Source organism: Aequorivita lipolytica (assembly GCF_007997135.1).
Taxonomy (GTDB): domain Bacteria; phylum Bacteroidota; class Bacteroidia; order Flavobacteriales; family Flavobacteriaceae; genus Aequorivita; species Aequorivita lipolytica.
The window spans coordinates 23,194-46,175 of the sequence record NZ_VORU01000005.1; the positions used below are offsets into that span (position 1 = coordinate 23,194).

The following is a 22,982-nucleotide window of genomic DNA, read 5'->3' on the forward strand; positions in this document are numbered from 1 at the left end:
ATAATACTATGTCTAAAGCCACCCTCGCAGAAGCTTCAAAAATTGCCCGCAAAAACTATAATATAAACGTCAAAGCCTCAAAACTAGACGGCTATGTTGACGAAAACTTTTTATTGAAAACAGCATCGGGTGAAAAATTTCTTTTGAAAATTTCTTCCGAAGTAAACCACGAACAGTTAGATTTTCAAATTCAAATTCTGAAACATCTTTCTTCAAAAAATCTAGCAGTTTCACTTTCTGAGATTGTTCCAAATAAAGAAGAAAAACCACTCACCAAACTTCAAAATAATAAAGCTGCAAGAGTATTGACTTGGCTTCCCGGACGTCTTTGGGCAACGGTTAATCCAAAAACAGAAAGTCTGCGACACAGCCTAGGCGAAGCTTCTGGAAGTTTGACAAAAGCATTACAAGATTTTGAACATTCCAGCGCAAACAGAAACCTGGATTGGGATTTAGCAAATTCTGCTTGGACTTCAAAACATATAAATCGATTTTCAGGAGAACGAAAAAAGATTCTTCAATACTTCCAAAATCGTTTCGAAGAAATTCAAACAACATACAAAAACCTTCCGAAAAGCATTGTACATAGTGATATAAATGACTACAACATTTTAGTAACTGAGGATTTAAACAACCCAAAAGTTTCTGGTTTAATAGACTTTGGTGATGCCGTTTTTACCCAAACCATAAACGACCTCGCTATTGTTTTAGCGTATGCAATAATGGCTCTCCCCGATCCACTCACTGCGGCCTTGGAAGTTATAAATGGCTATAACAAGCACTACAAACTCTCTGATAAAGAGCTGCAATGTCTTTGCACTTTGGTCGGAATGCGTTTGGTAACAACGGTAACTAGCGCTTCCCTAAGAAAAGCTGAATTCCCAAATGACGAATATTTCGTTATCAGCGAAAAACCCGCTTGGGATTCACTGGAGAAATGGTTTGAGCTGAATGAAAATTTCGCCTATTATTCCTTCCGAAGCGCTTGTGGATATACAGCGCATCCACTGGAAAAGAAATTTGAAACTTGGGCCAAAACCAATCAAGTTACTTTAAGAACGATGTTTCCAACTGTTGCTTCTGAAAAAGTAGTGAATCTCGACATGAGCGTTGGAAGCACACTGCTCGGCAATCTTTCGGAATATAATGACCCAGAGGTTTCGGAATTTAAACTTAACCAATTTCAAAAACATCATCCTAAAACCATTCTACTGAACGGTTATTTAGAAACACGGCCTTTCTATACCACAGAAGCCTTTAAAAGCGAAGGCAACAATGGCCCGCAATACCGCACCGTACATTTGGGAACTGATTTTTGGGTATCAGCAAAAACACCCGTGCAGGCACCGTTTGATGGAACCGTAAAAATAATGCACCATAACGATTACGACAAAGATTACGGCCCAATGCTCATCTTGGAACACTCTTTTAAAGGCGGAAAATTCTATTCTCTTTACGGCCATTTATCCCTGATGTCGCTAGAAATTTTAAAAGTTGGGCAAAAGGTAAAACAAGGCGATCGAATTGCGTACATCGGCGGGTCTAATGAAAACGGCAATTGGGCGCCGCATCTTCACTTTCAACTTATTTTAGACCTTTTGGGAAATAACGAAAATTTCAATGGTGTGGCTTTGCCTTCAAATGTTGAAATCTGGAAAAGCATTTGCCCCAATCCAAATTTTATTTTTAAAGAAGAATTAGATACTTCCGAAGAAAAGATTTCTGATAAAAAAATCATCAATTTCAGAAAGGAGCATCTCGGAAAAGGCCTAAGTCTTTCTTATGATAAACCGCTACACATAGTCCGCGGAGAAGGGGTTTATTTAATTGATATTGAAGGTAGAAAATATCTAGACACCGTAAACAATGTAAACCACGTGGGCCATCAGCACCCAAAAGTAGTTGCCGCCGGGCAAAAGCAAATGGCAGTTTTGAATACGAATACACGCTATTTACACGAAGAGATTATCGCTTACGCTGAAGCTTTGCTGAAAAAATTACCAGCGCATTTATCGGTACTCCATTTTGTGAATTCGGGTAGCGAAGCAAACGAACTTGCGCTGCGAATGGCAAAAACCATTACAGGAAACAAAGATTTTTTAATTATCGAAGTTGGCTATCACGGAAATACAAATACCGTGATAGACGTAAGCTCTTATAAATTTGGAGGTAAAGGCGGTTTCCCCAAACCTGAAACCACGCACATTCTTCCACTTCCCGATACTTATAGAGGAAAATATACTTCCGAAAATTGTGGAATTGATTACGCAAATCACGCCAAGGAAATCATTCAAAATTTAAAAGCGGAAGGAAAAGAAATCGCAGGTTTTATAGGCGAAACTATGATAAGCTGCGGCGGACAGATTGTTCCGCCAAAAAATTATTTCAAAGAAGTTTACAAACACGTTCGCGAAGCTGGCGGCATCTGCATTGCAGATGAAGTACAAACAGGTTTTGGCAGAATGGGCAAAACCTTTTGGGCGTTTGAACTCTATGACGTTCAGCCAGACATAGTTACAATGGGGAAACCCGCTGGTAACGCGCATCCGCTTGCCATTGTAGCTTGCACAAAAGAAGTAGCCGAAAAATTCAATACCGGGATGGAATATTTCAACACCTTTGGCGGCAACCCCGTTTCCTGCGCCATTGGGCGTTCGGTTTTGGAGGTTATTGAAGAAGAAAACCTCCAGCAAAATGCTTTGGAAGTCGGCGGTTTTTTAATTGCTGAATTGAAAGCACTTCAAAAGCAATTTTCAATTATTGGCGACGTACGTGGCGAAGGACTGTTTTTAGGATTTGAATTAAACAATTCAAATAAAAATCCGTTACCGGAACACGCTACTTTTTTGGCAAACAGAATGAAGCAACTTGGAATCCTAATGAGCATCGATGGTCCAGACCACAATGTTTTGAAAATAAAACCGCCTATGGTTTTCAGCAAAGAGAATGCAGAAGAACTTATTTTTAGATTGAAAACTGTTTTTGGGGAAGATTTTATGTCCTTCGGCTCCGCTCAGGAACCAACACAATAATAAAATTTTTGCGTCTTAGCGCCTTTGCGTGAAAAAATTGCTCGCAAAGACGCTAAGGCGCAAAGTTAAAAAGTAGAAATAATCTATGAATCATTCTTATTAATCAAATAAGCATAGGCTTCCATCCCTTTGGTATGCTCAAATATTACTTTTAGTACACCAATTAATGGTAGCGAAATAACGGCGCCCACAATTCCCCAAAGCACTGAAAAAAGAATAACGCCAAATACCGTTATAAATGGGTTCAGATTGATTTCATCACCAATAATCCACGGAGTTAGAACGTAATTTTCAACTAATTGCGCTGCGGAGATAACACCAATCACAATAAGAGCAGGCGTGGTTCCCGAGTAGAGATATGCTAGGATAACCGCAATACCGCCACCTATAATATTTCCCACATAAGGTATTATAGAAAAAAGCGCTGCAAAGATTGCTAAAAATAGCGCGTAGGGAACAGAGCCAAGTGTAAAACCAAGGTAATATATACCGAACAAAAAAAGCATAATCTTACCCTTTCCAAGAAGATAGCCGTTAATGATTTTTGATGAATCACTTAAAAGTGAAGCCATTGCAGAAGGATTTGAAGAAAGCTTTTTGAAGAAATTGACGAACATATTTTTCTGCATCAAAAAGAGTATTATATAAATAAAAATTATCAGCGATTGGGAGAGTAAATTCATTAAGGATGATAGAAAGACTCCCGCTACGCTTTCCAATTTATCGACCAATCTTTTGTTGTTTTCTATATAATCTCCGTAATCCCAGTTTAACTGTTGGTTCGCCCATTGAGATAGATTATTCAATTTCTCGCCTGCCTTTTCCTTAATGGTTGGCCAATCGCCTGCCATTATATTAATTTGTGAACTTATAAGCCACGTAAGCAGTAGAAAAATCACTAACATCAATAGTATAGACAGTGTTATAGATAACCAATTTGGCAATCCCCACTGCTTCAGTTTTTGCGTAGGTTTATCTAATAGAATAGCTATGATTACCGCCACTAGCAACGGCATTAAAAGGCTGGAACCAATATATAAAATCGCTAATATGCTTCCTACTATAAGAAACGCTCTAATTAAATAACTGCCAGAAATACTTATTTTTGGATTGCTCAAAATATTATTTTTTAGAAACCTGAGGTTTTCAACTTACCCTTTCTGTAAATTTAACTGATTTTTTTAATTTCTCCTTCGTTATAGTCACTACTGTTTATGAATTTGAATATTAGTTATCTTTATTGTTCCTTATTTTTTACTTAAAGCCCAAACGAAAATTCACAATAACAAAATATTAAATTTGAATTTTATGAAAAAACTACTGCTACTTTTTTGCTTAATCGCAACGTTGAATGCTTTCTCACAAACCGAAGCTGATGATAAAGAAGCCATTCTTTCGGTATTAAAAACACAGGAAAATGCGTGGAACAAAAACGATTTGGACGGTTTTATGCAAGGTTATTGGAAAAGCGATTCCTTAAAATTTTACGGTAGTAAAGGAGTTACAAGCGGTTGGCAAAAAACGCTGGACAATTATAAAAATGGCTATCCTTCAAAAGAATATACAGGCAACCTGAGTTTCACAATTGAAGCTATTACCAAAATTGAAGCTGATTCGTATTACGTAATGGGCCAATTTCATTTGGTTCGGGATGCCGGAAATGCAAACGGAGTATTTCTCATTATTTTCAGAAAAATAGAGGGTGAATGGAAGATTATCGCAGATTTGAGCTGCTAACTTTAGCCACTTTTAAAAATCATCAGGATTCTCAATAATTTTGTGAGCTCTTATAATGTGCGCTTCCAAGATTTCAGAATTCATCTTTTCCAATAGGCTCATCATCATACTCATTCTTTGATTGTGTTTGAAATATTCCCGTTTTTCATTTAGAAAATTCCAATAAAGCGAATTAAATGGACAAGCGTTTTCTCCAGTTTTTTCATTCACATTGTAAACGCAAGTTTTACAATAATTACCCATTTTATTGATGTAGCTTCCACTGGAAATATATGGTTTTGTTGCTACAATTCCACCGTCTGCATATTGGCTCATTCCTCTTGTATTCGGCATTTCCACCCATTCTATTGCATCTATATAAATTCCCAAATACCAAGCATCTACTTCATCGGGATGAATCTGGGTGAGCAGCGCAAAGTTCCCAGTAATCATCAATCGCTGAATGTGGTGTGCATAGGCATTATCCAGACTTTGAGTGATGGAATGACTTAGACAATTCATTTTTGTATTACCTGTCCAATAGAAATCAGGCAATTTATTTTGATTGTCCAATTTATTGAGATGTTGATATTCTGGCATTTTCATCCAATAAATTCCACGCATATATTCCCGCCAACCCAAAATTTGACGTACAAAACCTTCCACTTGTGAAATGTCTATTTCAGATTTTCGGTCGTAATAGGTTTCTATCGCTTTATTTACGACTTCTTGAGGTGAAAGCATTTTTGAATTTAATGAAAAAGAAAGCCGCGAATGAAAAAGGAAAGCCTGTTCCGTATGAAGCGCATCCTGATAATCGCCAAAATGAATCAATAAATTATCACAGAAATAATTGAGCATTTGTAAACTATCCGCGCGCGATGTGGGCCAATTAAATGTTGTAGCATCAATATTCCCAATTGTTTTTATTTTTTGCTTTTCAATCTGTTTTAAAATTGAAGAAACGTCTTTTCGGAAACCTTTTTCGTGGGGAATTTCGGGCTTGCCACTCCATTTTTTTCTATTGCTTTTATCAAAATTCCACTTTCCGCCTTCGGGATTAGTTTTGTTTTCCATCAAAAGCTCGTGTTTCTTTCGCATATCGCGGTAGAAATACTCCATCGTCATCTCCTTTTTTCCTTTGTAGAAATCGGCCATTTCTGTTCGCGTAGTGTAGAAATGTTCAGTGTCAAAAGCTTCGTTTTGTATATTTAAATAGTTGCAAAAATTTCGTAGTTGCTCATCTAATCTATATTCATCGGGAAGCTGATATTCAAATTTTTCAATGTTATGTTTTTGAATTAGATCTTTCAGATTTTCAACTAAATCCTGTTTGTTCTCTTCGGAATCTATTTCGTAATAAATTACTTGATGTCCGTTACCTTTTAAATGCTCGTGAAAATTCCGCATCGAAGCAAAAAACCCGACTACTTTTTGAATGTGATGGTTTACATAATCAGTTTCCTGACGCATTTCCGCGATAAAATACAGCGTATTCTGTTCGGTTTTTGAGTACCAAGAATGTTTGTGGTTCAATTGATCGCCAAGAATGAGACGTAGTGTTTTCATAAAGTATTTAGTTGAAAGAAGGTATTATTTAAGCCAAGTTTTTTGATACTTTCCATCTGCATCATATCGTTCTACCTGCATTTTTATATTGAATTTTCTATCGCGCGGATCGTTGCCAACGCCGCTATTGTAAATCCAATTTCCCCAATTGCTGTGCACGTCATAATCTATTAGCATACTTTCAAAATAAGCTGCGCCTTTTCGCCAATCCTGCAATAATTCCTTAGCCCAAAAACTGTTTGCGTTTTGCCTCCCACGATTGCTCATAAAACCGGTAGCTGCAATTTCATTCATATTCGCGTTTATAAATGGTTCTTTTGTTTTGCCATTAATCCAGTTTTTGAAAGTTTCTGAATCGTTATTCCAATCTAAATCTTTCTTCGAAATTCCTTTTAACTGAAAAATTTTAGAGCCGTGTTTAAGCGAAACATATTTAAAATAATCACGCCACAACAATTCAAAAATCAGCCAATACGTGCTTTCATTTTCTACGATTTCACTTTCAAATTTTTTAACTTCTTCGTAAATATAGCGAGGCGAAAGACTGCCGTTGGCGAGCCAAGCAGAAAACTTGGAGCTGTAATCAGCGCCTAACATTCCATTTCTAGTTTCCTTATAATTTTTCAGATTTTTCGTTTCCCAGAAATATTGCTTCAAGCGTGCTTCCGCAGCATCTTCTCCTCCTCTAAATGGAAATGCCGAACGTGAATCAATCTCAAAATCTTTTAATCCCAAATCTTTTAAAGTCGGAACTTCTGTGTTGTTTTCCACAAGATTGTTTTCTTGCTGAATTCCAGGTTTTTCAATACATTTTCTAACCTCAGCATTTGCTTCAACTTTTTTTCTGAAGTTCGTAAATACTTCTGGAATATCTGAAAAATCACTATAGGGAATGTCTTCCGGATGGAAGAGAAACTGGTCGTAGGTTTCAACAAAGTTGCAGTCGGGAAGTTTTTTCCGAAGATTTTCAAAAACGTGAACTTCTTCGCTGGTCCATTCGCGTTGGTAATAAATTGATTTTATTTGATGAGTTTGTATAATTTCTGGAAGAATCAATTCTGGTTTTTCGTGAAATACCAAAAGACTAATATTAAGTTTTTCGAGATTCTTCCGAAGATTTTCAACCGTTTCAATCAAGAATTTTGCGCGGAATTTTTCAGTTTTCTTAAATCCGTATTTGGTAGTTGAAAATTGGCGTGGATCAAAAAAATAGACTGCGATTACTTTTTCATTTTCACTTAAAGCCTTAGAAAGTGAATGGTTATCACGCACTCTTAAATCTTTGGTAAACCAAACTAAACCGGTGGATTGTCCTTGTTTTTCTGACATTTTTTACTGCAATATATTACGTTGTCCCAATCCCGCTCCCATTTCTTTCGCCAAGTAAAAGAACGAGCACAAGTGGGGCAAGTTTTCTAGGGAAGATCAGATTTCCTTTTCATTAACTAATTCCCCTTTATTCGCTCCCAAAGGTCTGAAAGCAGTTTGCCGCCTTCCTTAACTTCTTTGGGTTCTTCTGTAATTTTAACGTCGTCACCTTCATTTTCTATCAAAAAGCTGAAAGCAAATTTATCTGACTGTGGATCTAGGCTGATCTTCCCAAAACGCAAATCGTTCAAATAGATTCCGTCTTGTTTTTCAGAAATGGTGTACCAACCTTTGGTTATTTTTATAAGCCGTTGTACTTTATTGTATTCCCCGAAATTGCCAAGCGCTTCGTGATTTTTAGGGTACGGAAAAAACTGAATAGGCTTCGTGTCGAAAAACGAATAATCGCCAATTAAAAAAGCATCTTTAGTTTCTACATTTGCTGTCCACAAAATAGTGTTCAATGGGCTTGGTTTTGTAATCATGCCCAAATAATCTATGTTTTGTTCCTCAAGTGCTTTTTCAAACTTTTGATACGTAATTGCCTTTGTAATCAACGTTAACACCATATATGAACTGCTCACAATTAAACCAAGATTGTTGAATTTTCGCCTTTTAATGCTCCCCCGTTTTTGAAGCATTGCCAAAATTAAAAACACTAAAAATGGCAGTGTGTAAAGCGGATCGATTACAAAGATATTCTTGTACTCCAAACGAATATCCAGTGGCCAAAAAAGCTGCGTACCCCAAGTGGTATGTGCGTCGAGTAAAGGATGCGTAAAAAAACAGAGGAACCAAAACCAAAGCCATTCTTTTAAACTTGCCCGTCTGTCCCACAAAGAAAGTAACCACCCAAAAAGTAACCCAAAAACCACAGCAAAAACGATGGAATGCGTAAACCCACGATGAATTTCCAAAGCGGTTACAGTATCTGTAAACCTATTTGCAATAACATCCAAATCTGGAATTGTGCCTGCAATGGCGCCCAAAAGCATTGCTTTATTGCCAATCTTTTTCCCCAAAACCGCTTCGCCAACGGCAGCACCTAAAACTATTTGTGTTACTGAATCCATTCGGAAAACATTCTTTTTATTTGTGCAGCCGTGAAAATACGCACTTCCTGAATATAAAAAAAGGATGCTTTTTTAAAACATCCTTTTTCAACAAATTATAAATGCCAAAGCTTATTTTGAAAGTTCCGCCACTAAAGTGTAAGCGGTATCACCGTGAATTCCAGTGAAATATTTCCCCCATTTTTTTCCTCGTTGTTTTCCAGAATCTCCTGGCCAAGCTTGACCAATCAATTCTCCATTTTTATCGAACATCTTCTCCATATCACACATAGAATCTACAAAAAATGCTTCTACAAATTCGGTTTTATCACTTCCCCATACGTGAACATTTGGATAATACCCTTTAATATATTCGTTTTTTGAAAGAACCTTTGCGAAATGTTCAGCTCTCATTTCATCGAATTCTTTCTGTGAACCATCTTCGGGAAACGTGAAATAAGTTCTTCGAATATAGAGAACCAAATCTTTGGTGTTGCCCTGCGCTATTAACTTAGCACCATCGATGGGAGCATAAATTTCGTCGGAATGGTTTGCCGAGAAGTAATCATCGCGATTTTTAAAAAAGGCTCCCCTTGCTTTTTCATCGGGCCAAGCTTGTTTGGCAAGCTCCTCACTTCTTTCAGCAGCCTTGTCCATAGCTTCCCATGATGGATAGGTCTGTACATAAAGAACTTCAGAATTGTCTGGTGAAAAAAGATGTGTGTAATAAGATGCCGAAGTAATATATTGATTTTTACTCACTACTTTTTGCAAATACTCCTTTTCCGCAGCTTTCCAAGCATCCATGCTGAAGTCTTCTTTATCCATATTCCAATGCATCGTTGTGGCTGAAAGATACTTTGGCCTATTAGCTTCATTTTGGGCTAAGACACTAAAACTTAATAGCAACATAATAGATGCCATTGCAATAAACTTAAGGTTGGTTGTTGTTTTCATAATCCTATAAAATTAAATTAGTATAAATATTAAATTGATTACTATTTTAATATTTGGAACAATACGTGGAGTAAAATAAAGATACTAATGAAGGATAAATGAGGAATAACAGAGATTTAAATGTACAAAAAAATAGTTACAAATAGCCGTTTTACTGATATTTATGAATCAATCTACTATTCTCATCTTTTTCAGCAGAAATGAGGCGTTCATATTTTGGCAAATTCCGGGTTTGAAAGTATAATCGAAAAAGAGTTCATCATTTTCAATACGCGCGTCGAAGAAATAATTTTTCACTTCTGGCAATTCTTCTGCAGCAACACAAAGACTTAAATCGTGTGTGGCGATAATTCCAGTGGAATTGCTTGCCACGAGTTTTTCAACAAATTTTCGGGAGCCGATGGCTTTATCAGTACTATTTGTTCCTTTCAGAATTTCATCGAGAATTATAAAATATCGATCCGTTTTTATTTCGTCCACAATAAATTTTAGGCGTTTCAATTCGCTGAAAAAGTAAGATTCGTCGTCCGTCAAACTATCCGTAGTCCGCATACTTGTAATGAGTTTTATGGGATGGTATTCTGCTTTTTCGGCACAAATTGGCAGGCCTATATTCCCCATTACAATTTGGAGGGAAACGGTTCTTAAAAACGTACTTTTTCCCGCCATATTCGCGCCTGTAACTATGAAAAACTCTTCAGAATTTATCTTAAAATCATTTCGAACCATTGTTGATTCATTTAAAAGTGGATGACCGGCGCCTTTCACATTTAAAACTGGAATCTCACTATTTATTTCTGGAAAAACATAATTGGGGTGATTGAATTTGAAATTTCCCAAACTATTGTAAGCATCAAAAAAAGTGATACTTTCAAACCAAACAGGAACGCTTTTTTTATGGGCTTTGATCCACTTTTCTATATTGTAACATTGCCGAAGATTACGAAGCGTAAATCCATTTATGATTGTACCAAAAATCATAATATCTCCTTGACCTAAAACATCTAAATATCTGGAAAACTGCTTTAAAACTGTTGAAGTTTTTGTCTCTGATTGGATAATAGAATTTCTTTTTTCAGAAAGGATCTCAGTAGAAAAATCTTCATTTTCAATCTCTAAAATTAGCTTATAATATTGCTCAAAAGTGCTTTGCATTTTTGAAGTGTGGGAAGAAAGATTATTTACTTTTTTCTGAAAAAATCCTGAAATTGCTAATCCCAAAACGAACCATCCTGCAGTAACATATCCCGAAAGTAAATCAATAGAATTCAAAACGATTAAGGCTACCGAAATTGTTGAGAATACAAGTGAAACTGGTTTTATCCATTTTGGAACAAAACTTTTATAGTTTTTAAGCCAATCGGTAACCTCTGTTGCGGGAACTTCAGTTTTTACTAAAGAAGCTATTGCTGAAAACTGCTGACGCCATTCGGGTTTTCCAGCAATTTCTTTGATAGCTTTTTGCTTTTCTGGAATGTTATTAATTTTATTTTCTGTGAACAATTTCGCCAAAAAATCTGAACCACTTTCCAAAGCAGTTCTATTCAAGTATTGAAAAATGGAGCCGCGTCCAAAAAGATCAATATCCTGACTGTAAAAATGTAGCGGATCTTTATATTTTTCACCGGAAGGCAAATGATGGAACGCACGACTTAAAACTTCCAGCTCCGTTTCACTTTGAGCAATTAAGGCTTGTTTGAGATCCCTTTGGTACTGCAACTCGCTGTGTTTTGAAACCAAATAGATAAAAGCTGCAATAGCAACAATAATAATCGCGGTTACAATTTTTGCATTTCCAAAGAAAAAGTAGACGCCAAAACAGGCTAGCAAAAAAACCAGCAATCGAATAGTACTAGAGAAAGCAAGTTTCTTCTTTACTATTTTTAAAGCTTCGGAATGGATTTCAATCTGTAATTTGTAAAAATCAGCGGGATGACTCATCTAGTTTTTTGCGGTTTTAAAGGGAAGCAAGTTCTGCTTGAAGTTTTTCTGTGAGGCTTTTTACAACCAAATCGTAAGAATGATCGATCAATTCTAAAACAATTTTTTGTGGAATATTTTTTTCTAGTTCCACTGTGTTCCAATGAATTTTGCTCATGTGGTAGCCCGGAATTATCAAACCATCGTATTCTTCGCGAAGTTCGATTGATCGTTCGGGATCACATTTTAGATTTGCAGTTGCGGGATTTACAGCAACACTCGTTAGTGCAAACATTTTGCCCATTACTTTAAAAGCAAGTATTTTTTCATCAAAAGGAAAAGATTCAGTAACTCCCTTTTTAGCAATGCAATATTCTCTAAATTCTTCTATGTTCATTTTTCCAGCTTTGGCTTTTCTTCGGCAGCATAAAGTGCAGAATAATCCAATTTCCAATTGATAGTTTCCACTAAAGTTTCCATCAATTTAATAGTTTCCAATGCCTGTTTTGAAGCTTCGTTAAACAAACCTGTTTCTGGAATTTTATCTACGATATGCTTTTTTGCTTCTTGGTTTATATCTGTCAAATCTGAAGCTGTAAAAGGGTTTGCCCAGCCTTCGCGTTTGTCATAATATTTAAAATCTGTTTCAATGGTGAGCAATTCTGGCTGTGGAAAATTAGTGAGAATAATAGTCCGGTTCTTTGTATCGGCTTTCATCTTAACTTTTGTGAGGTCGAAGCCAATGTGCGCTTTTGCTTCAATTAAAATCAATGCTTTCTTTTTCCCCAAAACTAAATTGAGCCATTTGTCTTTTACGTTTTCGTAATAGAAAATTTCAGAGAAATCGCCTTCCACAGTGATGAATTTACAGACGCTCCGTATTTTTTCCATTAAAATAACAGACTGTGTATTTACTTTTTCCCGCTTTCCGGCACCGTTGAAACGAGCGAAAATAAAGTAAGCCAAAACGGCGCCAACGGCCAAGCCTATAAAAAGATATTCCATAATATTAATTTCCAATGCGTCCTAAATGTGTATTCTTAAAACTGTCCGGATATTTTAACCCATAGCCGAAAATTCTATCGAAAGCTGCGTGTGAGAACAAAATTACACCTATTAAAATTAACAAAGGATTATCAAGATAAAACCCTGTCAAACCTATGCCAATCGCAATCGCTTTGTGATGAAAAAGATTGTAAGTGAAAGCGCCAATTTTAGTGCTTATCAAATACCCGAGCATTCCAATATCTGGCGTGAGCAACAACGCCGGAAACCACCACCACGCATAATCTAATTGTGAAAAAAGGTAAATTCCCAAAATGAATTGCGCCAATTCCTCAATTTTTAAAATTGTTTGCATCTTAAATAATTTTATATAAAACCGGTTTGCTGGGTGTGGCATCGTTGTGAAAGGATGCAATCTGCAAATTCAGCAAAAAACTTCCATCTTTAATAGAATCGCTCACATAAATCAATTCTGTAATTGTACAGTCTTCACGCGGGTTTTCGGGATAATTCCAAAATGCTTTGTGTGCCAAAAGTTTGCCTTCGTCCTTTTCTTGGTCAACTGAAGGCAGATCAATTAATAATTGTTTAACTCCAATTTCCCTTAAAAACAAAGCCGCTTTTTCGTGAAGAAATGGCCAATTAGTATCTGACCAATGCTTTGATTTTTTTTCTGAATTATTAGGAAGCGTCCTGATTATTATTGCTTCGGGCGTTTTTCCGTTTAAAGCTTTTTTAATACTTTCTTCGGAAATGATTTCGTCTTCGTCGATTTTTTCAGGTTTCACGGAAATCACTTCAGCTAAAAAAAAGAAGGTTTTTAACGCGTCGTTCACTGAATAAAATTCATTTGAAATATGCCCAAAACACTCTGTGTGCGTACCGTGAGCGTGTGGATTAAAAAACACATTATTGAAATTTACCGAAGCACCTTCCGAAACCTTTCCGGTCCAATCGCCCATTTTTACAGGCACAATTATAGGTGTGTTTTGATACCAAGCCAACGGATTTTCTTCGGAAGCTTGCATTGGGATTGATATATCTAGCGGTTGTGCAAGATCAACTTCAAATGTGCCATTATGCGTTTTAATAGTAGCTTTCATCAACCTAAATTTACTAAGAATAAATCTGCCGCAATGCCGTCACTTAAAAACTTTCCCTTTTTTGAAATTTTCAAGGTTTGGTCCTCGAGAATTAATAGGTGATTTTGTAAATTACTTTCAGCTTGCTTTAAGAGGTATTCAGCATAAAGTTTTCCAAATTCCTTTTCAACTTTATCTAAAGAAACACCTCTTTTAGTGCGCAGTCCGGTCATTATATATTCGTTGTATCTATCTTTTTTGGAAAGAATTTCTGCTTCCGAAGGAAGCGTTCCTGCCTCAATGCTTTTTATATATTTTGTATTGTTGGCAACATTCCAACTGCGCGAATTTCCGTCATAACTATGTGCTGACGGACCGATGCCTAAATACGGTTTACCTTCCCAATAGGCGGTATTGTTACGGGAATGGGAGCCCGCTTTTCCAAAGTTTGAAAATTCATAATTTTCCAAACCTGCTTTTTCTGTTTCGGCCAATAAAATTTCATAATGCTGCTGTGCAACCTCTTCATCAACGGGCGGAACGATTCCTTTTTCAATGAATTTTTTCAATGCCGTTTTTGGCTCCACCGTTAAAGCGTAACACGAAAGATGCGGAACATCAAGTTTTAGAGCTATTTCAAGATTTTCTTTCCAACGTTCATTGCTCATTCCGGGAATTCCGTATATCAGGTCAATGCTTATATTCTCAAAATATTTTTTCGCTTCAACAATACACTCCAAAGCTTCGGAAGCATTATGGGCACGATTCATCAGCTTTAAGTCTTCTTCAAAAAAAGATTGGACTCCGATGCTCAAACGGTTAATTCGTGAATTTGTGAATTTGTGAATTTGTAAGTTTGAAAGATCGTCAGGGTTTGCTTCGAGGGTGATTTCGGGGTTTTGGGAAACTTTGTAGTTTTTATAAATTGTTTCAAAAATCTGCTGCAATTCTTCGGAAGAAAGCAGGCTGGGCGTTCCGCCGCCGAAGTAAATGGTTTCAACTTCACCTTTTAATTGGTCTTTCCGAAGCATCAATTCCCTGCATAATGCATTCACCAACTCGTCTTTTTTTTTCAAAGAAGTAGAAAAATGGAAATCGCAATAATGGCACGCCTGTTTGCAAAAAGGAATGTGTATATAAAGGCCGAAACCACTATTTCTATTTTCAAGATATTCTGAATTCATCGCTATATTCAAGGAATACACTGTTTTAAAGCCGAAACTTTCTAAGACTTCAAAATTAGTTATTATTTTTACCGAAATTGGGGTTCTTCGTTTAAAAAGCCAAGTATCAAATAATTCAAAAAATATTAAATTATGCATCGCTTTTCAGTATACTTCTTTCTTTTGTTTTCCATAATTTCTTTTGGGCAAAACAATGATGAAAAATTAAGGGTAGGTTATGCGGGCTCAGCACCTTTCGTACTTCATGATACAAAAGCACAAGGAATTATTTTTGACATTTGGAAAGAAATAGTGTTCGATCTCAATCTGGAATACACGCTTCAGGAATTCTCCTCTGTTGAAGAAGGCATTGCCGCAGCCAAGAACAACGAAATAGACATTCTATTGGGTCCAACAACGATTAACGTGGAACGCGCTGAAGAAATTTCGTTTTCACAGCCCTACTATAATACCGAAATGGCCATTTTGGCGCCTGTACAGGAACTGACCGTTTGGGATAAAATAAGTCCTATATTTTCAGAAACATTTCTATTTGCCGTACTCGGCCTACTTTTGATACTTACTATCGTTGGCTTATTGTTTTGGCTGGTGGAAGGTAGAAAATATAAAGACGAATACGGCCAACATATTCATCAAGGCATCGGCTCTGGCATTTGGTTGGCAATAGTAACGATGACGACGGTTGGATATGGTGATATTGCTCCGCGCACGCCTGCTGGCAGGGTTGTCATGGGTTCTTGGATGATTATATCTCTAATTTTAGCTACGTCGTTTGTGGCCGGAATTGCCACAACGCTATCGCTAACTACACGCGAAGACAAAACCATTACGAGCATGCAACAGTTGGAAGGCAAAAAAGTAGCAGTTCCTGATTATAAAAAAATCATGGATCGCGTACGCAATGTAGATGGCACCCCAATAGCGGTGAAAACCGTTGCCGAAGGCTATAAAATGCTTATTAACAAAGAAATAAATGCCTTGATTTATGACGAAATACCACTGGAATATCTTTTTGAAGCAAAAGAAAAAGAAGATTTTGTGCTAAGCAAGAAAAAAATTGAGCCACAATATTATGGGTTCGTATTTCCTATAGGAAGTGATTTAAAACGAAAAGTAGATTTAGAAATAATTCACCTTCAAGACACAAAGGAAATCGCTCATATTGTGGAAGATTGGATTTCTAGGAATTAACGCTTCGACTCCGCTCAGCGACCGAAAAAAGCATCAATGTTCTCATTGGTTGCCGAGTATTTTGGCAAAGCTCAACATAAACTGCACAGAGAAACAAACTGCAACTGCTAACTGCTACTTAATTCTACTTTCATTCTGTTTCACAAAAGCTGCCCAACCGGTATAGCTTTTGCCCACTTCTATTTTACCTGAATTGTAAAAATGACAAACTGCAGCAGCCAAACCATCCGTACTGTCTAAGTTTTTAGGAAGCTCTTTCAAGCCCAAAAGACTTTGAAGCATTTTTGCCACTTGTTCTTTGCTGGCGTTTCCGTTACCGGTGATCGCCATTTTTATTTTTTTTGGGGAATATTCTGTAATTGGTATTTCCCGCGAAAGTCCAGCCGCCATTGCTACGCCTTGCGCTCTACCAAGTTTAAGCATTGACTGTACGTTTTTACCAAAGAAAGGCGCTTCAATTGCAATTTCGTCTGGGTTGTGGGTATCGATGAGTTCTATGGTGCGCTCAAATATAAGTTTCAGTTTTAGATAATGGTCGTCATATTTCTTTAACTGAAGCTCGTTAAGTTGCATAAACTCCATATTTTTTCCAACAACTTTTATAAGCCCGAAACCCATAATTGTGGTTCCGGGGTCTATTCCTAAAATAATTTTTTCTGATTTGGTTTCCATTATAATAGAGATTCCTGCTGAAGTTTATCCTGAGCTTTTCGATTTGTTTAAATATGAAATTGGTCGAAGGGCAGGAATTAGTATTTTAGCAACATGATTGCCGCATCCCACAAAACTAAACAATATCTGCTTGCTACCGCGAAAGTTTTGGTGCTTGCGGTAACTTTTGGGTATATTTTTTATAAACTTAAAAATAATCCCTCTTTGAATTTTGGGGAATTTACAGCTACTATCTTTTCCAAGGGAATCATTTCAGGTTACTTTCTTCTGCTATTTCTAATTTTAGCTGCAGCCAATTGGTTTTTTGAAATTTTAAAATGGCAAACTTTGGTTTCTACTTTTGAAAAAATAAATTTCAAAACCGCTGCAAAACAAAGTTTAGCATCACTCACAGTTTCATTGGCAACCCCAAACCGTATTGGTGAATACGGCGCAAAAGCTTTTTTTTTTGAAAGTAGGAAACGAAAAAAAATACTCTTGCTAAACTTTTTTTCCGGTGGAGCGCAAATGCTTGTCACAATCTTTTTTGGTATTTTTGGATTGCTTTACTTGTTTCGAAATTTCAATATAGACCTTTCTATTGCAACATTAAGTTACATTTTAATTGGTCTTATCCTGCTTTTTGCAATTGCGTATTATTTCAAAGAAAAACAACTATTGCTGAAAGGTTTTTCAATAGCAAAAACCATTAAATTTTTTAAAAGTATTCCGTTTCAACTACAATTTAGAACAGTATTTTTTTCAACATTTCGATATGTAATTTTCAGCGGGATGTTTTATGGATTGTTGCTTTTTTTTGGTGCAGACATTCCTTTTTCAAAAGTTATTCCGTTGATTTTCGCAATGTATCTCTTGGTTTCTATCTTACCCACCCTTTTTATTTTTGATGTTGTAATCCGCGGCGGTGTTGCGGTTTGGCTGTTTTCTTTTGCTGGAGTTCCAGAGTTAATTGTTTTATCCACTGTACTCGCAATGTGGCTGTTCAATTTTGTGCTGCCCGCACTTTTGGGCAGTTTTTTCGTGCTAACCTACCAATCCACAACCCGATGATTTGGGTTTTTATATTTCTTTTTGCCAGCTATTTTATTTTTATGGTGGCGTTGGTTTACGGTTTTAAAAAAGTGCAGCTTTTTTTTTCCGCTGAAATACAACCAGCCAATCGTTTTACAGTTGTAATTCCTTTCAGAAATGAGGCTGAAAACCTTCCATTTCTTTTGAAAACAATTGAGGAATTAAAATATCCTTTAGAATTTTTTGAAGTCATTTTTGTAAACGATGCTTCCGAAGACAGTTCTGAAGCAATCATTTCTCAAGCAATTGAGAAAAGTAAAATTTCAATAAAACTAATTCAAAACAAACGCGTTTCGGCTTCGCCTAAAAAAGACGCTATTTCAGAAGCAATCAAAAATTCAAACTTTGAATGGATTGTAACCACAGATGCAGATTGCGAACTTCCCGAAAATTGGTTGAAAGAGCTGGATGCTTTTATTCAAAAGGAAAATCCAGTGATGGTTTGCGGTCCCGTACTTTATGCTTCCAATGGAAGTTTTATTGAAAATTTTCAGCAATTGGATGGTTTGAGTTTACAAGCTGTAACTGTTGGTAGTTTTGGTTTAAATAAACCAATGTTGAGCAATGGCGCAAACTTGGCATATTCTAAAAATGCTTTTTTAAAAGTGAATGGTTTCGAGGGTAACAACCACATTGCCAGTGGCGACGATGTTTTTCTTTTGGAAAAGATGAAAAAAACATTACCAAATCAAGTTCGATATTTAAAATCAAAAGAAGCAGTAGTTTCTACAAAACCCCAGGAAAATTGGAAAAACGTTGTAAACCAACGTATTCGTTGGGCTTCAAAAACTTCAAAACAACAAACCGATACTTCCCTAATTTTAGGAATAGTTGTGTTTTTTGTGAATATTTCAATTTTAGCTTCTCCGCTGCTTATGGTTTTCAATCCCGAAAATTTAAATCTTTATATCTTTTTAATCGTCTTAAAAATAATCACAGATTACGCAGTTTTACTGCAAGCATCACGCTTTTTTGAAGTAAATATTTCACTTTTAAAATTTTTATGGCAGACTTTTTTTTATGCAATAATCGTTTTGATAGTTGTGTTTGGAAGTTTTCGCGGTAATTATTCGTGGAAAGGGCGAAGCTTTGAAAAGCAATGATAAATTGATTAAATTTTTTACCTTAGCCATACTTTAAATAAAGCCCCTATGAAATCGCTCCTCTTTGTTTTCGCCTTATTTCTTCTACTTTTCACAGAAAACCTGCAAGCCCAGCAACAATACGCTATTGATGGCCAAACGTACACTTTGAATACGGAAGTTGAGGGTTCTTTAACTTTACTTTGGAACACTATTGATGGCGAATACCGCTATTTTTCAAAGAAAGGAGAAAACATAGTAGAACTCAAAAACACAAAACAAAACGGTGATTACCAAGAAGAATACAAAGAAACATTACAGCAACAAACTAGTGATGCTATGGTTTCAACTGAAAAAGTGAAGTTAACATTACCAAGCCTTCACGACTTTTTTGTGCAATACAACAAAAAGAAGGATCCAAGCTTCAATGAAACAGAAAATTCAATAGACCCTGGATTGCGTCTTGGAGCATTTGCGGGGTTAAGCAACAGTGTTTATACTGAAAACCCAACAAACGCGCTTCAAGCGGTGGCTGGATTAGATTTGGAATTGGTTGATGACATAAAGTTGAAAAGACACGCAATGGTGCTTCGTTTCAAGCAGACATTTGAAAGTAGTGACAACAAATATTCCGCATCGCAATTTTCGTTGAATTACCGATTTAAATTTGTGAAAACACCAAAATTTGACGCATTTATAAACTGCAAATTTGTTTCGTTTACCCATTCAAAAAGGGAAGTTACCACTGTAATTGAAACATTGCCTCCTATTATTATTACTGAAAACAATTCGGGCAGTGACTTTAACGCACCAGTTACCTTTGGAATTGGTGCTGATTATAAAGTTGGCAACGGCTACATAACTTTCAACTATAATGATATTGTGGGATTGAATGTGGAAAGCAATGATAAATTTCCTGTAGATTTTACACTCGGTTACAAATTCAATCTGTAATCAATTAGTTTGAATAATTACCGGTAAAGTAAATTGGGTTTTAACGGGAATCCCTCGCTTGTATGCGGGAGCTACGGGTTTAAGTGAATCAATACTTTGTAAAAGCCACTTTTCCAAATCAGGGAATTCTTTTTGCAACAACGTATCCATTTTTATCTCTAGAATGGAGAGTTTCCCGTTACTGCTTATTTCAAAATTTACCTTAACCGTATCGTAGATCTCCCGCACAGCAACCATCTCTTCGTGGCTGATGGATTGGTACAAATGCGAACTTATGGTGCTAATAAAACAGTCTTTCTGTTCAGGTTTTTCCAAGGAATTTTCGCAATTTGAAAATGAAGGATAACGGTCCACTTCCTTCCAATCAATAGTTTGCATTTCTTCTTTATATATTTCATCCGAAGAAACCTTTTCAGTCTCAAAAAACTGGCAGGAAGTTGCCACTAGTAAAAGAAGTAAAAAAATAAAACCGTTTTTCATTCCAGAAAAAATTCAACTTGAAAAGTACAAATTTACTGAAACATAATGGCTTCAAAGTGTAGTTGTTGGTTGAAATAAAAAAGCCGAAGAATTTCTTCGGCTTCAAAAATAATTTGGCACGACTTATTTTACCTCAAAAACAATAGGTAAAGAATAGAGTACGCCTACTTTTTCACCTTTTTGTTCTCCGGCTTGCATTTGTGGAAGTAGTTTCACTACACGAATGGCTTCTGCTTCAAGTTCAGGTTTTGGTGCACGGGCACGCACGTTTACTATCTTTCCGGTTTTGTCTATTTTAAATTGTACAGCGATACGCTGGCGACCTAAAAGCCCCAGTTCTTCACCAAGTTTTATATTGAAATTTTCCCCAACAAAACGACTTATACGCTCAGAAAAACACTTTTTCATTTCCTCGTTGTCACCGGAGCAACCTGGATAGGTCGGCACTTTTTCAATGGCTGCAAAAGGAAGATCAGATTCATTATCGTCTTTAGTTTCATCCAAATAATCCTGGACTGAAGTGTAAACTTTATCTCCCGGCTGTGCTTCCGTTGTAAGAAATCTTAACGCTTTTTCTTCCTCTGGCGTCATTTCGCCCTTTTTCATAATTGCTTCGGACAGTTCGTTAATTTTGTTCATCACTTCGGAATCTGACTGCTGGACAGTTTGGGTTTCCTCGGCTTTTGGATCGTTGCTGCAAGCAGTGTAGATTAACATTCCGCAGATTGCTGGTATTAATAGAAAATACTTGAACTGCGCGGTTTTTTTTGATTGTGATTTTTGTAACATAATGATTCGTTTTTTGATTAATGATTGATTGAAAAATGTATTGATGAATGAAAAATTTTCTGTTTGGAATACTTCAGAAAGTAGGTTTTGATAATATTGCTTTTTATCTTTTTCAGCTGCAACCTTAGCATCTGCAATAAATTCGTGAAGTGTGGAGATTCTATTCTGAAACAAATAAACCATTGGATTGAACCAAAAGACAATACGAAGTAGTTCAAAAAAAAGAAGATCTAATGTATGTTTTTGTTCAATATGAATTTTTTCGTGGGCAATGATGCTGGTTTTATTTATTTCGGAAATGTTTTCGCCTAAAAATATAGTGTTGAAAAAGGAAAAAGCTGTGTTTGTTTTGGGTAGGATTTTCAGTTTAAATCCATCAAAATATTCAGTGCGTCCAGCGAATTTGAGTTTAGCTATTTTGTAAAATTTCCAAACAAAAAGAGGCGTGCTAACCAACATCCCCAAATACCAAACATCGGTTAAACTCGGGAGCCAATAGGCTAGTTCATTAGAAATTATTTCTTGCGAATTACCACTAATGATAACGGCTGGCAACTGAATTATATATTCCTGCGGAATGGTTTGTTGAATAAAACTTAAATGTATAAACGGTAAAACTAAACCCAGAACTGGGGCGAGCAACAGATAAATTCTGTTCAAATCGAAGAATGTTTCCTTTTTCAAAAAGAGATCGTAAACTGCCAAAAAGAGTATTTGAAAAGCGAGTATTTGTAGTACGGAATGTATCATTTTTCAGGTTTTTCAGAATTAATTTCTTTCATAATAGTTTCCATTTCTTGAATACTGATATCATTTTTCTTCATAAAAAAAGAAACCATACTTTTAAACGAACCTTGAAAATAGCCATCCATCAATTTATTTAATGATTGGCTGGAGTACTCAGTCTTCTTCACTTTTGGGAAATAAACGTGGCCTCTACCTTCTTTTCTATAATCAACAAATTCTTTACTTTCAAGAATCCTCACAATCGTAGAAACTGTGTTATAGGCAGGTTTTGGCTCTGGCAATTTTTCTATAATTGAAGCAACATTTGCTTCTTCTAAATCCCAAAGGATTTGCATGATGTCTTCTTCTGCTTTTGTTAGTTGTTTCATTTTGAGTATTGAGTATTGAGTATTGAGTATTGAGTATTGAGTATTCAAATATAACTAAATAGTTAGTTTAAACTAACTATTTAGTTATATGTTTTAAAAAAAACCTCACAGGGTTTTATCACTTGTGAGGTTTTAGATTATTTATGAATTAGCTTTTTATACCCAAACAGTTTTTTCTTCAATAGAAGTTTTACGTGTTCCTTCGGAAAGTTCGTCATCAAACTTCCCTAAATAGAAAAATCCTAAGCACCGCTCTCCTTCTTCCAATTGAATAAATTTATCCATATATTTTATAATACCTGGAGAGGCCCAATAAGCGCCGATAGACATTTCGTGTGCAGTAAGCCACATATTTTGAACTGCCATAGCTGTTGCTGCAACCTCCTCCCACTCTGGCAAACTTTCATTGGGATCGCGCTGCATACAGATTGCTATTACACAGCCCGCTTTTACGGGACTGTCCATAAATTTATTATAGGTAAATTCTGAAAAAGTATCGGTTGTCTGTTTGTAGATTTCGGCTACAAATTTACCTAGAGCAACTTGGGATGTGCCGTGAAAAACCTTAAAACGCCAAGGTTCTGTGCGTTTATGGGTTGGAGCCCAATTAGCAGCTTCTAAAATGGTTGAAATCTCCTCCTTAGTGATTGGCTGATTGTTGTATTGTGCAGGAAAAACCGAACGACGGTTTTTAATAGTTTCTGAAATCATTTTTCTTATTAATTGGGTCGTGAAGATAATAA

At 36.3% G+C, this 22,982-nt stretch carries 22 protein-coding genes and 1 pseudogene; 6 read left to right on the forward strand and 17 right to left on the reverse strand.

What is annotated here, in order from left to right:
* Positions 1-8 precede the first annotated feature (8 nt).
* Positions 9-3,032, forward strand: a complete 3,024-nt coding sequence (locus ESV24_RS07730) for an aminotransferase class III-fold pyridoxal phosphate-dependent enzyme (protein ID WP_111814335.1) — start codon at positions 9-11, stop codon at positions 3,030-3,032.
* 83 nt (positions 3,033-3,115) lie between these two features.
* On the opposite strand, the gene ESV24_RS07735 is transcribed toward ESV24_RS07730, so the two are convergent.
* A complete protein-coding gene (locus ESV24_RS07735) occupies positions 3,116-4,150 on the reverse strand; it encodes an AI-2E family transporter (protein WP_111814333.1) in 1,035 nt (344 codons plus the stop codon).
* A 190-nt stretch (positions 4,151-4,340) separates the two neighbouring features.
* On the opposite strand from ESV24_RS07735, the gene ESV24_RS07740 reads away from it, so the two are divergent.
* A complete protein-coding gene (locus ESV24_RS07740; protein WP_111814331.1) occupies positions 4,341-4,769 on the forward strand; it encodes a YybH family protein in 429 nt (142 codons plus the stop codon).
* 12 nt (positions 4,770-4,781) lie between these two features.
* Here the strand turns inward: ESV24_RS07740 and ESV24_RS07745 are convergent, their stop codons facing one another.
* The 11 genes and pseudogenes from ESV24_RS07745 to hemW all read right to left on the reverse strand — a co-directional run bounded on the left by ESV24_RS07745 (position 4,782) and on the right by hemW (position 14,885).
* Positions 4,782-6,317 carry a cryptochrome/photolyase family protein gene (locus ESV24_RS07745; protein ID WP_111814329.1) on the reverse strand — a complete coding sequence of 512 codons (1,536 nt, stop codon included), beginning with the start codon at positions 6,315-6,317 and terminating at the stop codon, positions 4,782-4,784.
* A gap of 24 nt (positions 6,318-6,341) precedes the next feature.
* Entirely contained in the window at positions 6,342-7,646 is a 1,305-nt protein-coding gene (locus tag ESV24_RS07750) for a DASH family cryptochrome (RefSeq protein ID WP_111814327.1), read from the reverse strand.
* Positions 7,613-7,687 (reverse strand): annotated as a pseudogene (locus tag ESV24_RS15665) (DUF2256 domain-containing protein); the annotation flags it as partial. The pseudogene ESV24_RS15665 and the gene ESV24_RS07750, both read right to left, overlap by 34 nt.
* A gap of 75 nt (positions 7,688-7,762) precedes the next feature.
* Positions 7,763-8,758, reverse strand: coding sequence for a metal-dependent hydrolase (locus tag ESV24_RS07760; RefSeq protein WP_111814325.1), 996 nt, complete (start codon positions 8,756-8,758; stop codon positions 7,763-7,765).
* A 111-nt stretch (positions 8,759-8,869) separates the two neighbouring features.
* Positions 8,870-9,694 (reverse strand): hypothetical protein, encoded by an 825-nt coding sequence (locus ESV24_RS07765; protein WP_111814323.1) that lies wholly within the window; start codon positions 9,692-9,694, stop codon positions 8,870-8,872.
* Positions 9,695-9,862: 168 nt separating this feature from the next.
* Positions 9,863-11,635, reverse strand: a complete 1,773-nt coding sequence (locus tag ESV24_RS07770; protein ID WP_111814321.1) for a MutS-related protein — start codon at positions 11,633-11,635, stop codon at positions 9,863-9,865.
* A 16-nt stretch (positions 11,636-11,651) separates the two neighbouring features.
* A complete protein-coding gene (locus ESV24_RS07775; protein WP_111814319.1) occupies positions 11,652-12,011 on the reverse strand; it encodes an MmcQ/YjbR family DNA-binding protein in 360 nt (119 codons plus the stop codon).
* Positions 12,008-12,619: a DUF4230 domain-containing protein gene (locus tag ESV24_RS07780; protein ID WP_111814935.1), complete on the reverse strand. Its 612-nt coding sequence runs from the start codon at positions 12,617-12,619 to the stop codon at positions 12,008-12,010. Before ESV24_RS07780 ends, ESV24_RS07775 begins: the two co-directional genes overlap by 4 nt.
* A 4-nt stretch (positions 12,620-12,623) precedes the next feature.
* Positions 12,624-12,974, reverse strand: a complete 351-nt coding sequence (locus tag ESV24_RS07785; protein WP_111814933.1) for a DUF4260 domain-containing protein — start codon at positions 12,972-12,974, stop codon at positions 12,624-12,626.
* A gap of 1 nt (position 12,975) precedes the next feature.
* A complete protein-coding gene (locus ESV24_RS07790) occupies positions 12,976-13,722 on the reverse strand; it encodes a cyclase family protein (RefSeq protein WP_111814317.1) in 747 nt (248 codons plus the stop codon).
* Positions 13,722-14,885: a radical SAM family heme chaperone HemW gene (hemW, locus tag ESV24_RS07795; RefSeq protein ID WP_111814931.1), complete on the reverse strand. Its 1,164-nt coding sequence runs from the start codon at positions 14,883-14,885 to the stop codon at positions 13,722-13,724. Before hemW ends, ESV24_RS07790 begins: the two co-directional genes overlap by 1 nt.
* Positions 14,886-15,017: 132 nt before the next feature.
* Here hemW and ESV24_RS07800 point away from each other — a divergent pair, with 132 nt between their 5' ends.
* Positions 15,018-16,076: a transporter substrate-binding domain-containing protein gene (locus ESV24_RS07800; protein WP_111814315.1), complete on the forward strand. Its 1,059-nt coding sequence runs from the start codon at positions 15,018-15,020 to the stop codon at positions 16,074-16,076.
* A 114-nt stretch (positions 16,077-16,190) separates the two neighbouring features.
* On the opposite strand, the gene ruvC is transcribed toward ESV24_RS07800, so the two are convergent.
* Complete coding sequence (gene ruvC / locus ESV24_RS07805; protein ID WP_111814313.1) at positions 16,191-16,748, reverse strand: crossover junction endodeoxyribonuclease RuvC; 558 nt, start codon at positions 16,746-16,748, stop codon at positions 16,191-16,193.
* Positions 16,749-16,841: 93 nt separating this feature from the next.
* On the opposite strand from ruvC, the gene ESV24_RS07810 reads away from it, so the two are divergent.
* Genes ESV24_RS07810 through ESV24_RS07820 form a run of 3 tightly spaced genes read left to right on the forward strand, consistent with a single transcriptional unit; the run spans position 16,842 to position 19,855 of the window.
* On the forward strand, positions 16,842-17,798 hold the full coding sequence (locus tag ESV24_RS07810; RefSeq protein WP_111814311.1) for a lysylphosphatidylglycerol synthase domain-containing protein: 957 nt from the start codon (positions 16,842-16,844) through the stop codon (positions 17,796-17,798).
* Positions 17,795-18,922, forward strand: a complete 1,128-nt coding sequence (locus ESV24_RS07815; RefSeq protein ID WP_111814310.1) for a glycosyltransferase family 2 protein — start codon at positions 17,795-17,797, stop codon at positions 18,920-18,922. Before ESV24_RS07810 ends, ESV24_RS07815 begins: the two co-directional genes overlap by 4 nt.
* 48 nt (positions 18,923-18,970) lie before the next feature.
* Positions 18,971-19,855, forward strand: a complete 885-nt coding sequence (locus ESV24_RS07820) for a hypothetical protein (RefSeq protein WP_111814308.1) — start codon at positions 18,971-18,973, stop codon at positions 19,853-19,855.
* Here the strand turns inward: ESV24_RS07820 and ESV24_RS07825 are convergent, their stop codons facing one another.
* The 4 genes from ESV24_RS07825 to ESV24_RS07840 all read right to left on the reverse strand — a co-directional run bounded on the left by ESV24_RS07825 (position 19,856) and on the right by ESV24_RS07840 (position 22,950).
* Positions 19,856-20,335: a hypothetical protein gene (locus tag ESV24_RS07825; RefSeq protein ID WP_111814306.1), complete on the reverse strand. Its 480-nt coding sequence runs from the start codon at positions 20,333-20,335 to the stop codon at positions 19,856-19,858.
* A gap of 123 nt (positions 20,336-20,458) precedes the next feature.
* Positions 20,459-21,874 (reverse strand): M56 family metallopeptidase, encoded by a 1,416-nt coding sequence (locus ESV24_RS07830; protein ID WP_111814304.1) that lies wholly within the window; start codon positions 21,872-21,874, stop codon positions 20,459-20,461.
* Positions 21,871-22,239, reverse strand: a complete 369-nt coding sequence (locus tag ESV24_RS07835; RefSeq protein ID WP_111814302.1) for a BlaI/MecI/CopY family transcriptional regulator — start codon at positions 22,237-22,239, stop codon at positions 21,871-21,873. Before ESV24_RS07835 ends, ESV24_RS07830 begins: the two co-directional genes overlap by 4 nt.
* A 156-nt stretch (positions 22,240-22,395) precedes the next feature.
* Complete coding sequence (locus ESV24_RS07840) at positions 22,396-22,950, reverse strand: nitroreductase family protein (RefSeq protein ID WP_111814300.1); 555 nt, start codon at positions 22,948-22,950, stop codon at positions 22,396-22,398.
* Positions 22,951-22,982 lie beyond the last annotated feature (32 nt).

Bases quoted from the DNA above. Each gene is read 5' to 3' on its own strand.
- ESV24_RS07765 (WP_111814323.1), bottom strand. From the start codon at position 9,694: ATGAAAACAACAACCAACCTTAAGTTTATTGCAATGGCATCTATTATG.
- ruvC (WP_111814313.1), bottom strand. From the start codon at position 16,748: ATGGAAACCAAATCAGAAAAAATTATTTTAGGAATAGACCCCGGAACC.
- ESV24_RS07830 (WP_111814304.1), bottom strand. From the start codon at position 21,874: ATGATACATTCCGTACTACAAATACTCGCTTTTCAAATACTCTTTTTG.
- ESV24_RS07780 (WP_111814935.1), bottom strand. From the start codon at position 12,619: ATGGAATATCTTTTTATAGGCTTGGCCGTTGGCGCCGTTTTGGCTTAC.
- ESV24_RS07790 (WP_111814317.1), bottom strand. From the start codon at position 13,722: ATGAAAGCTACTATTAAAACGCATAATGGCACATTTGAAGTTGATCTT.
- ESV24_RS07760 (WP_111814325.1), bottom strand. From the start codon at position 8,758: ATGGATTCAGTAACACAAATAGTTTTAGGTGCTGCCGTTGGCGAAGCG.
- ESV24_RS07810 (WP_111814311.1), top strand. From the start codon at position 16,842: ATGATTGCCGCATCCCACAAAACTAAACAATATCTGCTTGCTACCGCG.
- ESV24_RS07730 (WP_111814335.1), top strand. From the start codon at position 9: ATGTCTAAAGCCACCCTCGCAGAAGCTTCAAAAATTGCCCGCAAAAAC.
- ESV24_RS07815 (WP_111814310.1), top strand. From the start codon at position 17,795: ATGATTTGGGTTTTTATATTTCTTTTTGCCAGCTATTTTATTTTTATG.
- ESV24_RS07825 (WP_111814306.1), bottom strand. From the start codon at position 20,335: ATGAAAAACGGTTTTATTTTTTTACTTCTTTTACTAGTGGCAACTTCC.
- ESV24_RS07750 (WP_111814327.1), bottom strand. From the start codon at position 7,646: ATGTCAGAAAAACAAGGACAATCCACCGGTTTAGTTTGGTTTACCAAA.
- ESV24_RS07770 (WP_111814321.1), bottom strand. From the start codon at position 11,635: ATGAGTCATCCCGCTGATTTTTACAAATTACAGATTGAAATCCATTCC.
- ESV24_RS07835 (WP_111814302.1), bottom strand. From the start codon at position 22,239: ATGAAACAACTAACAAAAGCAGAAGAAGACATCATGCAAATCCTTTGG.
- ESV24_RS07840 (WP_111814300.1), bottom strand. From the start codon at position 22,950: ATGATTTCAGAAACTATTAAAAACCGTCGTTCGGTTTTTCCTGCACAA.
- ESV24_RS07820 (WP_111814308.1), top strand. From the start codon at position 18,971: ATGAAATCGCTCCTCTTTGTTTTCGCCTTATTTCTTCTACTTTTCACA.
- ESV24_RS07775 (WP_111814319.1), bottom strand. From the start codon at position 12,011: ATGAACATAGAAGAATTTAGAGAATATTGCATTGCTAAAAAGGGAGTT.
- ESV24_RS07800 (WP_111814315.1), top strand. From the start codon at position 15,018: ATGCATCGCTTTTCAGTATACTTCTTTCTTTTGTTTTCCATAATTTCT.
- ESV24_RS07745 (WP_111814329.1), bottom strand. From the start codon at position 6,317: ATGAAAACACTACGTCTCATTCTTGGCGATCAATTGAACCACAAACAT.
- ESV24_RS07785 (WP_111814933.1), bottom strand. From the start codon at position 12,974: ATGCAAACAATTTTAAAAATTGAGGAATTGGCGCAATTCATTTTGGGA.
- ESV24_RS07740 (WP_111814331.1), top strand. From the start codon at position 4,341: ATGAAAAAACTACTGCTACTTTTTTGCTTAATCGCAACGTTGAATGCT.
- hemW (WP_111814931.1), bottom strand. From the start codon at position 14,885: ATGAATTCAGAATATCTTGAAAATAGAAATAGTGGTTTCGGCCTTTAT.